11 protein-coding genes and 1 pseudogene are annotated in these 12977 nt (G+C 49.9%); all 12 read left to right on the top strand.

Features of this window, described 5'->3' with window-relative positions; translation table 11 throughout:
* Window positions 1-7 precede the first annotated feature (7 nt).
* The 12 genes and pseudogenes from L6H65_RS09100 (at window position 8) to L6H65_RS09150 (ending at window position 12941) form a co-directional block, all read left to right on the top strand.
* On the top strand, window positions 8-385 hold the full coding sequence (locus L6H65_RS09100; protein ID WP_236340240.1) for a hypothetical protein: 378 nt from the start codon (window positions 8-10) through the stop codon (window positions 383-385).
* A gap of 40 nt (window positions 386-425) precedes the next feature.
* Window positions 426-2396 carry an AAA family ATPase gene (locus L6H65_RS09105; protein WP_236340242.1) on the top strand — a complete coding sequence of 657 codons (1971 nt, stop codon included), beginning with the start codon at window positions 426-428 and terminating at the stop codon, window positions 2394-2396.
* A complete protein-coding gene (locus L6H65_RS09110; protein ID WP_236340244.1) occupies window positions 2389-3546 on the top strand; it encodes a hypothetical protein in 1158 nt (385 codons plus the stop codon). The genes L6H65_RS09105 and L6H65_RS09110 overlap by 8 nt, the downstream gene beginning before the upstream one ends.
* Before the next feature lie 657 nt (window positions 3547-4203).
* Complete coding sequence (locus L6H65_RS09115; RefSeq protein WP_236340246.1) at window positions 4204-5259, top strand: efflux RND transporter periplasmic adaptor subunit; 1056 nt, start codon at window positions 4204-4206, stop codon at window positions 5257-5259.
* Complete coding sequence (locus L6H65_RS09120; RefSeq protein WP_236340248.1) at window positions 5256-5945, top strand: ABC transporter ATP-binding protein; 690 nt, start codon at window positions 5256-5258, stop codon at window positions 5943-5945. Before L6H65_RS09115 ends, L6H65_RS09120 begins: the two co-directional genes overlap by 4 nt.
* Window positions 5942-7135, top strand: coding sequence for an ABC transporter permease (locus L6H65_RS09125; RefSeq protein ID WP_236340250.1), 1194 nt, complete (start codon window positions 5942-5944; stop codon window positions 7133-7135). Before L6H65_RS09120 ends, L6H65_RS09125 begins: the two co-directional genes overlap by 4 nt.
* Window positions 7128-7709 carry an RNA polymerase sigma factor gene (locus tag L6H65_RS09130; RefSeq protein WP_236340252.1) on the top strand — a complete coding sequence of 194 codons (582 nt, stop codon included), beginning with the start codon at window positions 7128-7130 and terminating at the stop codon, window positions 7707-7709. Before L6H65_RS09125 ends, L6H65_RS09130 begins: the two co-directional genes overlap by 8 nt.
* 28 nt (window positions 7710-7737) lie before the next feature.
* Window positions 7738-8520 (top strand): thioesterase II family protein, encoded by a 783-nt coding sequence (locus L6H65_RS09135; protein WP_236340254.1) that lies wholly within the window; start codon window positions 7738-7740, stop codon window positions 8518-8520.
* Between the two features lies 1 nt (window position 8521).
* Complete coding sequence (locus tag L6H65_RS09140) at window positions 8522-10702, top strand: non-ribosomal peptide synthetase (RefSeq protein WP_236340255.1); 2181 nt, start codon at window positions 8522-8524, stop codon at window positions 10700-10702.
* A 227-nt stretch (window positions 10703-10929) separates the two neighbouring features.
* Entirely contained in the window at window positions 10930-11901 is a 972-nt protein-coding gene (sbnA, locus tag L6H65_RS09145; protein ID WP_236340257.1) for a 2,3-diaminopropionate biosynthesis protein SbnA, read from the top strand.
* A gap of 3 nt (window positions 11902-11904) precedes the next feature.
* Window positions 11905-11970, top strand: a pseudogene (locus L6H65_RS26770) (pentapeptide repeat-containing protein); the annotation flags it as partial.
* A complete protein-coding gene (locus L6H65_RS09150; protein WP_236340259.1) occupies window positions 11970-12941 on the top strand; it encodes a 2,3-diaminopropionate biosynthesis protein SbnB in 972 nt (323 codons plus the stop codon). The pseudogene L6H65_RS26770 and the gene L6H65_RS09150, both read left to right, overlap by 1 nt.
* The last annotated feature ends 36 nt before the right edge of the window (window positions 12942-12977 follow it).

Genomic DNA, 12977 nt, shown 5'->3' on the forward strand with positions numbered 1-12977 from the left:
ATTCCTGATGAAGCATGTGCTGGCAATCTTGCATGGTGCGGTTTACATTGTGATTATGTACTTGCTGTATGATCTGCGTAATATGGGGATGTCAACCGAGTATCGGGAATTCAATGGAACGGTCCTGCTCCTGCTCCTTCTATTGACAATTGGGCTTCAAGCGATCATCGTCATACGGCTGAGAAATAGAATCTGGCCCGCAATCGCTCTGCAAGCCATCGTGTTTCTGTTCATCCTCTGTCTGTACAGTCAATCGACTGTATATATAGAAGGAAGCATGAGAGACGAGGTTGATTGGCTGAATATCGGACTGCTTGCGGCAGCGGAGCTTGCTCTGCTGCTGCTGGCAGCGTATTTGTGGAGACGGATGCGGCTGCGGCGGTGAACAAAGGAGCCATTTTATTGATTAAGGGAGCTACTCATCTATGAATCCCCAGCTTTTATACGTGTACATTAAAGACATTGGAAGATGCTTTTATAATCAGGAGTTCAGCTTTACCAATGATTTCGACATTCAATTCGGGCAGGAAAGACGGCTGCTCATTTCCCGCAAGCCAAATCCTTATAAGAAGCTGTGGGGAAGCAATATAAGCAATGTTAATTTAATTGTTGGAAAGAACGGAGCGGGGAAAACAACGTTGTTCGATCTGCTGGGCTCCACCAACCATAGACGGAAAAATTTATTTAAGAAGCCGCTAAGAAGCAAGCTTGACGAGTTTAAGGAAGAGTGGTTTGCCGTCTATCACATTGCGAATGATTTGTTCGTAATCGAAGGCTACAATCCTGCATTGATCAGCAATATAAGCGAGATACCCTATGGAACGAGCTATGAATACAGCATTGGTGCAACATACAGCTTCGAGGAGCAGCATGCCCAGTATGATGACTATATTCAGTCGATGAGCATGGATGGGGATGAGAATACGTTAAACCGGAACATGCTCTCTCTTTACTTTGCAAATGATAATACGAAGGATTGGTTCAGCGGGAATGCGATAAGAGACGACGAGCAGGATTATTATGTTGGCTTCCAAAGGCTCTACTCGAACAAGCCCCGGTATGCGAATATTTACAAATTTATAAGCCGGGAATATAAAATGCTGGAGAAGGACCATACTTCGCGACATGCGATTTGCGTGCTGGAGAGAGAAGACCATATATATCCGGGCATGGTCACGAAAGCAGAGGCGCTCGAAAGATTCGAGCTCTATTTATATCAGGATAAATCTCAAATTCTATACTATCAGACTGAAGCCAGCATCATCTTGTATGGTTCAGACGGCAATAGAAAGCGGCCTGGCTCCCCCGACCGGTGGACAACAAAAGAAAAATTCATCATTACCTATGTCGAAGCTTTTATTATTGATCTATGGATGAATCGGACGGACGCATTGCTGGAGGAGGGGGCAAAGGCGGAATGTTCAGCTGCAATAGCAGCGCTGGAAATTAACGCGAATCACTTCCAGGAGAGAATCGGCTACCTGCTTCACGTATTGCAGCTCATTAATGCCGCTGCCGATCCGAAGCTGCATGCTGGCCGTCTGAGGTTGGATGCGGAGCTGCTGACTATAGTGGTTGAAGCTTTCACGGAGACGGCCGATCATTATTTCACTTCTTCCACCAAAATGACGCTTCATCTTAATGAGGATTTTGACAATGGCATACATAAATTGTTCGAGCTGTTCGACGCCTATATTCCGCGAAGCCATGCCATCAATCATTCGATTCGCATTACATTCCGGCATCTGAGCTCGGGGGAGCTGGCGTTTATTAATGGCTTCTCCAATCTGTATACGGCGATAGATATTGCGCAGAACAACAAGGAAATCAAGACGATACTTATTTTGCTGGACGAGCCGGACGCTTCCTTCCATCCCGAATGGTCAAGGCGGTATATCCATAATCTGTCGAAGTTTCTGAATGCGATCGATTTCGGCAGAGAGCTGGCCTATCAAATTGTCATTGCTACGCATTCGCCCTTTATCGTCTCTGATGTTCCAAGCGAGCATATTACCTGCATTAGGCTTCATGGGGTCGTGGGCGGCATTCAAAGAATTGCGGCGAAGGCCGAGTTTGGTTTGATGAGTAATTTTTACGATATTATCCAAAATGATTTTTTCATCCATTCTCCTATCGGTGAACACGCGAAGTCGATTTTCGAGGACATTATTAAGAGAATTGGCAAATTAAGAGAGTTCGACAAGGAGGAAATCGACGGGCTGCAGCAATTGATCTCAGCTATCGGCGAACCGCTCATTCGCGGCAAGCTGCAGCAGATGCTGACTGACCGCACAACCAAATTGTTTCCTGAGCTCGAACGCTTCCGACGAATCAGCGAGCTTGAGAGAGAGCTAAGCCAACTTAAAAAGGAGCAGCGCGGAGACAACGATGATTAAGCTTAATCCACGAATAGTGGCTCAAATTGGCCCCGCTTATTTGCAGGAGCAAATCGGCGGGCTGCGGCAGCGATACAATAAGGAAGCCGCTGTCCGACCGGCGGTCATCAATCCGTTCACGGGCTTGACTGTTGTCGGACTGTTCGAGACCGGACGGCGCGGTGTGCTGACTACCGCGTTCGCTCGGGACCTATTAACCGGAACATTCGATGAGCTATGCTCGAAATACGAGGGGATCAATCATTATTTATTAACCTGCAAGCTGGTCCATTACGGCTCGGCCAATGTCGATGAACAGCTTCGGAAGGCCAGCATAACGGCTACTCCGGGGAGTCGGGCACAATACCGCCAAGATTTTGTCGCGCGCTTCAACAATGATTGGCTTGCCGGCCTGCTGGCGCAGCATCCCCATTATTATGAGAGCAGCGCGAAGTTCAAGCGATTTATGAAATCCGTCAGCAGGCGATTGAAAATTGTGAACGGCTGTCTGATGAAAATTGTCGACTACAGCTATATGGGATCAGACCTGAGACATAAAATTTTGACCCAAATAGGCATCGAGGTATGTCCGTACTGCAACCGGCAATATATTACCCACTATCAGGATGGCTTGAAAGCAAGAACAACTGCGGATTTGGATCATTTTTATCCAAACTCTGTGTTCAAATTGTTTTCTTTGTCGCTGTACAATTTCATCCCCTCCTGTCAAATATGCAACTCCAGGTTCAAGCTGGCGAAGGGCTCGGAAATATTGTATCCCTATGACTACGAATATAGCGGTGACGCTTATTTTGCAGTTAAGCTGAACGGCAGCAGCACGGTCGATACATTAACCGGCAACAACGCTTTATTTGATTTGAAGATTGTCCGCAATGGAACGGGAAGCCAGGCGGCAGAAATTCACAACAGCATTGAATTGTTTAACCTTGAACAGCTCTATCAATCCCATAAAGACTATGTGCGGGAGCTTCTTTACAAGCAGCACGCGTACTCCCGCACCTATAAACAACAGCTGGAGGAATTATTCGCGGATATGGGGCTTGATCAATTCGATATTCATTTATTTCTATACGGCAATTCCCTGCGTTCAGATGAATTTGGAAAGCGGCCCTTATCCAAATTGGCTTATGATATTATCAACAGACCCTAGTTCTTGGACTGCATAGGATCATACGCATGAGCTTACAAGCCTGTATAAGATCCATTCATAATTCCAAACGACCCGCATAGGATGTCTCTTGTAGGACTGTAATCACAGTCCCATGTCTTCAAGAGATGTCCTTTTTGTATTTTTGGAAGGCGCACAATTAACGGAGCGTGTACAATGAAGAGTCAAAAATGCAATAATATGTATAATTTAGCTTGCCAATTGAAATTAAGGTGGTCAAAAACACCGCTTTGAGGGGTGCAAAGTTTATAAAGATTTGGCAAAGAAGGACCGGAATTCGACATTTTGAGCTAAAAAACGGTATTTTATTACTATTTTATCTAAGTCGGGACGAACAAGAGCTGGAAACTTTAAGCAATTTGTACTATTGCTCTCTTATTCGAATGTACGGTATTTTACCTAGTGTAAGATAAAAAAATTACCTGAATCCGTAGCAAAAGTCGAATTGTCTTAACAGAATCTACCCAACATCGCTCTGAACAAGAGTCTCCGTCAGTCAAAACCCCATTAAGCCGATAAGAAAACAATAATTAATAAGTCAGGTCCTACATAATTCCATTAGACAATGCGCAGACAATTTCATTTAGTGAGCAAGAGAATAAACGGATTCAGGGCATATATGTGGAAAAGGTGGATGAAATGAAAAAGTGGATTTGGTTGACTGTCATCGTGTTGATCGGTGGTGCTATTTTCAGTCTCTTCTTTATGAGCATGAATCAGCCCGTCGAGGTCGCACTAGGGAAAATCAGCCAGCAATCGATGGCTGAGAAAATATATGTGAGCGGGAAGCTCGAAGCCAAGGAAACGACGGCACTGTATTCGGATGTGAATGCGCTCGTTGGGCAGGTGAAGGTGAAGATCGGCGACCAGGTGAAGAGGGGGCAGGTGCTGCTGACGCTGAATGTAGACAGCCTGAAGCAGCAGCTTGAAACGGAGCGAATCAATCTGGAGCTGACGCAAGCGGAGCGATTCGCCGCCAAGCGCGACCATTTCAACCAAACGAAGAAGCAGCGGACAGAGCAGGCAGATGCGCGGATTGATCCCTTGAATCTGGAGCAGTTCGATCTGCGCATTAAAAACCATAACGTATCGATCCAAGCGCTGGTCAAGAAGCTGGAGAAGGATGAGATACAGGCCAATGCCGACGGGACCGTGACAGAGCTTGCTGTGAACAGCGGACAGATGATCAACGAGGGCATGCAAATTTTGAAGGTAGCAGATTTGACCTCTTATCAGGTCGTTGCCAATATCAATGAGATTGATGCGGGCAAAGTAAAGCTTGGCATGGCGGTAGACATAAGCGGGGAATCGTTCGAGGAGGTCTATAAGGGCAAGGTGGCCAAGATGTCGCCGATTGCTGTCGTGACAGATCCCGCCTACAAGGATGCTTTCGTAGCTACAACAGTTGCGCTAGAGCGCACCAGCCCCGAGCTTCGTTCGGGGTATAACGTAAACATTGAATTGGAGGTGCCGGACCAACCAAGAGTAGTCGCTCCCTTAACGGCAGTCGTTCAGAGCGATGGCAAGTCATATGTCTATAAAATTAATGGCGACAGGGCGGTGAAGATTGAGGTACAGACAGGCAAGGAAAATGATGAATATTATGAGATCGTTTCCGGGGTCAAAGTAGGGGATCAGATCGTTATAGAGGGCACAGAGCAGCTTGACGACGATGTCAAGGTGACGGCGCAATGATTACGCTGCAGAATATCCGCAAAGTATATCGCAACGGCCCTCTGGAGGTTGAAGCGCTGAGCTCGATTAATTTGACCATTGAACGCGGTGAATTCGTCGCTATTATGGGCTCCTCGGGCTCCGGCAAATCAACATTGATGAATATTATCGGCTGCCTTGATGTTCCGACATCAGGCAAATATATACTGGACGGCGAGGAAGTGCAGGCGCTGGATGAGGGGAAGCTGTCCTCTGTACGCAACCGCAAGATCGGCTTCGTCTTTCAGAGCTTCAATCTGCTGGGCAGGCAGACCGTTCTGCACAATGTCGAGCTGCCCTTGATGTACGGCGGGGTAAGCGGCGCCAAGCGCACACAGCGTGCATTGGAGCTGCTTGACAAGGTGGGCTTGGGCGGGCGCGTCAAGCACAAGCCGACCGAGCTTTCAGGCGGACAGAAGCAGCGGGTAGCCATAGCAAGAGCGCTGACGATGGATGCGCCGATCCTGCTGGCGGATGAGCCGACAGGAAATCTGGATTCCAAGTCCTCGGAGGACATCATGGCGCTGTTCAAGGGCATCCATGAAGAGGGAACGACGATCATTCTTGTTACGCATGAGCCGGATATTGCCGAATATGCAGAGCGTGTTCTCTGGTTCGGCGACGGGAAGCTGATCAAGGAAACGCGCAGAGGAAGTGCTGCAACATGAGCATGTTCGAAAGCATCATGGTTGCGCTGGACAATCTGCGGGTGAACAAGCTGCGCTCCTTCCTTACGATGATCGGCATCGTATTCGGCGTCATGGCGGTTGTGACGGTCGTCTCCATAGGCCAGGCAGGCCAAGCTTCCGTTCTGTCGGAGCTGTCCAATTACAAGGACGGATTCTTCATTCTGTACAAGGGTGCGGGAGACGGGAACATGAAAGCAGAGATCAAGATGAGGGATTTGAGCGAAGCCCGCAAGCTTGCGGGAGTCAAATATGTATCTTCCACGAACAGCTATCAGATGTCGGAGATGCGAGGCAGTGAGAAGATGCAGTTCCTTATCTCGGCAACAACCTCTGATATGGTGAAGATGCAGAAGGTGGATATCGTTGCCGGCCGCTTCTTCAATGCACAGGAGCAGCGGGCGAGGCAGAAGGTCATCGTGGTCGAGACGACCTATGCCGAGAAGATATACGGTACAGCCGACCGTGCTGTGAATCGGAAAATTAAGCTCTCCGGAGGCAGCTTTCGAATTATTGGCGTATACAAGCCGCAGAAGAGCATATTCGGCGATGTTGGCGGGACCCAATACAAGGCGTACACGCCAATGGATGCTATGCCGGATACAGGCTCCGGTGCAGGCCGCTACTTGAGCTCACTGGAGTTTATTGCGGAATCGCCGGAGGACATGGACGAAACGATTCAGGAATTGAAGCAATGGCTTGCGCTCAGACACAATGCCGAAGCAGAGGACTTCAAGTCCCAGACAGGCAAAGAGGTTCAAGAGCAGGTATCCAGCATTTTCAGCATGCTTCAGCTTGTGATCGGCTCCATCGCCGGCATATCGCTGCTCGTAGGCGGCATCGGGATTATGAATATTATGCTGGTGTCCGTAACGGAGCGTACGCGCGAGATTGGCATCCGCAAAGCGATCGGCGCCACGCCGCGCGCGATCAAGCAGCAATTCCTGATCGAGTCCGTCATTCTGTCCTTCCTGGGAGGAACGGTGGGCGCTCTGCTTGGACTGCTGGTTGGAGCATTGGCATCCTTTGTACTGAGTCTGCCTAATGTCGTATCCATGTGGGCAATCGTGCTTGCATTCGGCTTCTCTGCTACCGTAGGTATTTTCTTCGGGTACTATCCCGCGAACAAAGCGGCCAAATTGCAGCCGATTGAAGCGCTCAGATATGAATAGCCAAGCGGTTGCTTTCGAATCCTTCATTGAACCGCATTTGCAGACGCTGCACAACCATTGTCACTATTTATCAGGCTCGCAGTGGGATGCGGAAGATCTTGTGCAGGAGGTGCTGATTAAATGCTATCAATATTATCAAAAGACAGGAGCTATCCGGCATCCATCAACACTTCTGTACAGGATGACCCGCAATGTATGGATTGATCAGCTGCGAAGGCAGCGCAGATATGCGGCGCCTGTCGAAGAGGCAGCTGATCAGCCCTATTCGGATATCAATTATGCTGCGGCAAGAGGGCTTGTGGAATGGCTCTCCGAGCATCTGTCCGAGCGTGAAGCCTATATGCTGCTGCTGTCGGAGGTGTTCTGCTATTCGTATCAGAACATTGCCGATGAGCTGCAATGCACCGTTTCTACCGTTAGAATGGTGCTTCATCGTTCCAAGCGGACGCTTCGTATTACTAGAGAAGCACGGCGAAAACGTATTTCAGGCGGACAAATGTCGGAATATTCAGTCGAATATTGGACGAAAGCGATCATGAATGACGATCCAGGCCGACAATTGCGGTTCATATAAAATGACAGTCATAGAAAGAGGTAGAGAAATGGCAACCAAGCTTCATTCATGGTTCATGAATGCAAATGTCCATTCTCAAGCGGACATGCGACTATTCTGCTTCCCGTATGCGGGGGGAGGGGCCAGCATCTATCGCGATTGGCTCCAGCTGCTTCCGAAGGAAATTGAGGTTTGTCCGGTCCAGCTGCCTGGCCGGGAGAACAGGGGATTGGAAGCGCCAATGTGCTCTCTGCCCGAAATTGTACAAGCCGTTGCTGATGAAATCGGGCCCTTGCTTAACCTTCCATTTGCACTATTCGGTCACAGCATGGGGGCGCTGCTCGCTTATGAAACCGCCCGCCAGCTGGACAGGAAATATAATAAAACTCCCCTTCACCTATTCGTTTCTGGCCATTCCGCCCCCCATCTCCCTCATTCCGGTAGGAAGCTCTATTCTCTCTCCGATCAACAATTGATCCATGAATTGCGCATCCTGCGGGGGACGCCAGAGGCTATATTGCAGAATGATGAATTGATGGTTCTGCTGCTGCCAAGGCTGAGGGCTGACTTTCAAGTATGCGAGACCTACTCCTTTTCCCCTGATAAACCGATTGCTTGTCCGATTACCGCACTAGGCGGTATCGAGGACCATGATGTCAATATGGACAATCTTGCCGCATGGGGGGAGCTGACGCAGAAGGAGACAGAGCTGCAGCTGTTGGGCGGCGATCATTTCTTTCTGCATCACGAGCAGGAGCGAATCGTCCAGCTTATTAAAGACCGTGTGCGCCACGCGAATAAGAAAGAATATACATGGAGTGGAGGACAGTGAAATGATACAGAACTCGATGCTGCATGCAACGTCATTCAATAAGGAAGGCAGTCCGGAGCAGACGCGAACCTATTGGAACCAATTTTTGGGTGAGCAGCCCTTTGAGAAATATGAGCTTTCGCTTGGAGTAGAGCTTAGTCGAGACCTGTTGAAAATAGCCGAGGAGCATGCATTAACGGTAGACAGCATTGTGCATAGCGCCTGGGGAGTGCTGTTGTCCAGATATAACGACACGAGCGACATAACCTTCGAGATTGCCGTGATGAGACAAGCCTTTCCCGAGCCCATTGCTGTTGAGCTGCATCTTGAAGAGCACTTGAGCTTTATCGAATGGCTGCGCTCCTTTCAGGAAGCGAGAGCATTGGCGACTGCGCGGAGTGACAAATTCAGTGAAGGCCATTATACACATGGGCTTACAGGCTGCGAATTCCATGCTCATGTCCTGTCTGCAGAGGCGCAATTCATCATTAAGCTTGTTTATAGCGGTTCTGCACATGCTCATGAAGCGGTTAGACGTGCAGCCCATCATTTTCGGAGCATTATACAGGCGGTTGTCGGCAATCCGGCTATTGCCCTGCGCGACATCGACATTCTGACAGATGAGGAGAAGCAGGCGCTCCATGGCTTCAATGGCCCTGACTTTCAATTTCCCGGAGAGAAGTCGATTCACCATTTGTTTCAGGAGCAGGCTGCTGCGGGTCCAGATCGTATTGCGCTGATCTGCGAAGAGCAGCGGTTCACCTACAGAGAGGTGAACGGGAATGCGAACCGGCTGGCGCATTGGATGATCGGGCAAGGGATTGGCACGGAGAAGCTGGTGGCGATTCTGATGCATCGCGGACCTCGAATGGTAGAGTGCATGCTTGCCGTCTGGAAGGCAGGAGGCGCGTATATCCCGCTCGATCCCGCATATCCGGCGGAGCGGATCAGGGACATCGTGGGCAGCTCCGGCTGCAGTCTCATAGTGACAGAAACAGCTGCCGCCCACCCATGGTTAACCGGAGATACGTTATGTCCGGCGGTCAATCTGGACGATCTGGAGACGGAGCTGCAAGAATATGCTGCGGACAACCCTGAGCTATCCGCTGACAGCGGTCAATTAAGCTATGTGATCTATACGTCGGGCTCGACGGGCAAGCCTAAGGGCGCGATGGTTGAGCATCTGGGCATGATGAATCATTTGTACGCCAAAATAAACGATCTTGCCATTGCGGACAGCAGCATTGTCGTGCAGAACGCATCCCATTGCTTCGATATTTCTGTGTGGCAGTTTTTTGCGGCGCTGACAGTCGGGGGAACGACGCTGATCTATCCGAATGATCTGGCGGCTGATCCTGATTTTCTGATAGACAGCGTCATAGCTGACAGAGCTTCCATTCTGGAGGTCGTACCGTCCTATTTGTCCGTCATGCTGGAGTTTCTGGAGACCGAACGCCGCGCATTCCCGGAGCTGAAGAAGCTGGTGGTGACCGGCGAGGCGCTGAAACAGAACGTGGTCAAGCGATGGTTCGCGCTCTATCCCGCTATTCCTGTCGTGAATGCTTACGGACCAACGGAAGCCTCGGATGATATTACGCACCATATTATGAATGATGTGCCTCAGTTGGATACGATTCCAGTCGGCAAGCCGCTTCATAACTTCAATATTTATATCGTGGATCAGGAGATGCGTCTGTGCCCGATTGGGGCCAAAGGGGAAATCTGTGTATCCGGCATTGGCGTCGGACGAGGATACCTTAATGATGCGGCCAGAACGGATGCCGTGTTCATGAATGATCCTTTCACCCAAGAGACGGATCGCCGTCTCTATAAAACAGGCGACCTCGGCCGCTGGCTGCCGGGCGGCATTATCGAGTTTTTCGGGAGGAAGGACTATCAGGTGAAGATCAGGGGCTTCCGAATCGAGCTTGGCGAGATCGAGAACAAGCTGGTGAATCATCCCGATGTCCACGAAGCAGTCGTCATTGATTTGGAGGATGAGCTCGGTACGAAATATCTGTGCGCTTACCTGGTAGGTAGGCCCGACATTGATATAGCGGCAGTCAAAACGCATATGTCGCAGCAGCTCCCGTACTATATGGTTCCTTCCCATGTGATTCAGTTGGACAAAATGCCGGTCACGCCTAATGGCAAGGTGGACCGCAAAGCGATGCCGAAGCCGCAAGCAATGGTGCTTGTATAGCTGAGTTGGATGAGTGTTGAAAGAAACTTCCAGGCCGCTGTGCGGGGGAATGTTCTTACGATCGCTGTTGTTCCCGGAATTGTTGAATTGAAGCTGCTTATGGTGGAATTCCGGGAACAAAGGCGAACGCTAACGCTTCTTCAGAATCATTTCCCCTGCTCCGCTCTGTTGTTCTTTCAAAAGTTCAACCTAAGCTAAATGATGTAAGAAAAATGGAGGGAAGTCGTATGGTAAAGCAAGTTATTCTGGATAAGGTCGGCAATACGCCCGTCGTCCAGCTAAGTCCCTCTGAACTGCAATCGATCGGACTCTATGCCAAGATGGAGTCCTTCAATCCGACCGGCAGCGTGAAGGACAGAGCAGCCTCCTACATGCTTCAGACGCTGCTGAACAGCGGGGAGATTAATAGGGATACGGTTATTATCGAATCCACCTCCGGCAATTTCGGCGTGGCGTTGTCCTCTTACTGCCGATATTTCGGCTTGCCGTTCTATTGTGTCGTTGATCCCAATATCGCTGCGGAGAACGAAATGCTGATCCAGAGACTCAGCGCCAAGATGATCAAGGTCACGACTCCAGATCAGAGCGGGGGCTACCTGTTAACCCGAATCGAGAAGGTTAAGCAATTGAAGCGGGAGATCCCGAATTCTTATTGGATTAATCAATACGGCAACCCGCTCAATGCGGCGGCCTATTATTATACACTGGCGACTGAATTATGCGCCCAATTCGAGCGGATCGATTATTTGTTTATGGGCGTGAGCTCAGGCGGAACGATATCGGGCACATCCAGAAAGGTGAAGGAGATGTTCCCGGCATGCAAGGTGGTCGCTGTTGACATGATCGGCTCGGTCATCTTCGGCGGAGCGCCGCAGAAGCGGCATATTCCGGGAATCGGCTCCAGCATGACGCCCGATATTCTGAAGACAGCGATGATCGATGAGGTCATCATGGTGGACGAGGCGTCGACAATTAGAAGCTGCCATGAGCTGCTGGATCGGGAAATGATATACGCTGGCGGATCATCGGGATCGGTCTATAGCGCGGTGAAGCAATATTTTAATGGGAAAGCGGTGTCCGGGAACCCCACGGTCGTAATGGTGTTTCCTGATCGGGGAGAACGGTACGGCAGCACGATATATAATCCGGAATGGTACATGCCATTTCTGGAGCCAAAGAAAACTTTAGAGCTGATTTAAGCTGATCTAAAAAGAGCTGATCTAAAAAGAGCTGATCTAAAAAGAGCTGATCTAAAAGGAGAGAAATAATGCTGTATCTTAACGAAAAGCATGTGAAGCAGCTCGGCGTAAACTGGCACGCAACGATCGAAGTGATCGAAGAAGCGGTCCGCTGCATCGCAAGCGAGGACTACGCGCAGCCCGTGAAGCCTTATCTCAGGTTCCGCGATCTGCAGAATCGTATTATCGCGATGCCTGCGTTCGTAGGCGGAGATGTCAATTCGGCAGGGATCAAATGGATCGCCAGCTTTCCCCGCAACATCGAGCGGGATTTGCCTCGGGCTAGCAGCGTCATGATACTGAACGATGTCGAGACTGGACAACCGACGGCGGTTATTAATACGTCTTTGCTGAGTGTTATCCGCACGGCTTCGGTTACAGGGATGATAATCAAGCATTTCATCGCGGCCAGGCCAAGGCCAAGCTACAGAATAGGCATTATCGGCTTCGGCCCGATTGGACAATATCATTTGCAGATGTGCCAGCAATTGCTCGGCGACCGGATCGAGAGCATCACGCTCTATGATTTGCGTCCGATTGACCGCGAGGGGTTAGGGCTGGAAGGAAATGACCGCATCACGATTGCAGAGAGCTGGCAGCAGGCTTATGAGAATGCTGATATTGTCATCACATGCACCGTATCCTCCAAGCCTTACATCAATCTTCCTCCGAATTCGGGGGCGCTGCTGCTTAATGTTTCGCTGCGGGACTTTGAGGCTGAGGCTATCTATCCGCATGTCAAGGACGCGATTATTGTCGATCACTGGGAAGAAGTGTGCAGGGAGAACACGGATGTGGAAATGATGCATCTGTCGATGGGGCTGCAAAAGGAAGGGACGCGCTCGATCGTTGATGTGGTCCAGCATAACTGCATCGCCCAATTCCAATCAGAAGCCGCCGTCATGTTCAATCCGATGGGCATGGCCGCGTTCGATATTGCTATCGGTCAATTTTATTCCCGACTGGCGCTGGGAAGCGGCATCGGCGACATGCTTGAATAATGGCGGAGGACGAATGGCGTAAGCCGCATTCGGATT

The organism is Paenibacillus plantiphilus, assembly GCF_927798095.1.
Lineage (GTDB): Bacteria > Bacillota > Bacilli > Paenibacillales > Paenibacillaceae > Paenibacillus_Z > Paenibacillus_Z plantiphilus.

Coding starts and splice junctions, on each gene's coding strand:
- L6H65_RS09110 (WP_236340244.1), top strand. CDS start 2,389: ATGATTAAGCTTAATCCACGAATAGTGGCTCAAATTGGCCCCGCTTAT.
- L6H65_RS09120 (WP_236340248.1), top strand. CDS start 5,256: ATGATTACGCTGCAGAATATCCGCAAAGTATATCGCAACGGCCCTCTG.
- L6H65_RS09100 (WP_236340240.1), top strand. CDS start 8: ATGAAGCATGTGCTGGCAATCTTGCATGGTGCGGTTTACATTGTGATT.
- L6H65_RS09135 (WP_236340254.1), top strand. CDS start 7,738: ATGGCAACCAAGCTTCATTCATGGTTCATGAATGCAAATGTCCATTCT.
- sbnA (WP_236340257.1), top strand. CDS start 10,930: ATGGTAAAGCAAGTTATTCTGGATAAGGTCGGCAATACGCCCGTCGTC.
- L6H65_RS09150 (WP_236340259.1), top strand. CDS start 11,970: ATGCTGTATCTTAACGAAAAGCATGTGAAGCAGCTCGGCGTAAACTGG.
- L6H65_RS09105 (WP_236340242.1), top strand. CDS start 426: ATGAATCCCCAGCTTTTATACGTGTACATTAAAGACATTGGAAGATGC.
- L6H65_RS09130 (WP_236340252.1), top strand. CDS start 7,128: ATGAATAGCCAAGCGGTTGCTTTCGAATCCTTCATTGAACCGCATTTG.
- L6H65_RS09140 (WP_236340255.1), top strand. CDS start 8,522: ATGATACAGAACTCGATGCTGCATGCAACGTCATTCAATAAGGAAGGC.
- L6H65_RS09115 (WP_236340246.1), top strand. CDS start 4,204: ATGAAAAAGTGGATTTGGTTGACTGTCATCGTGTTGATCGGTGGTGCT.
- L6H65_RS09125 (WP_236340250.1), top strand. CDS start 5,942: ATGAGCATGTTCGAAAGCATCATGGTTGCGCTGGACAATCTGCGGGTG.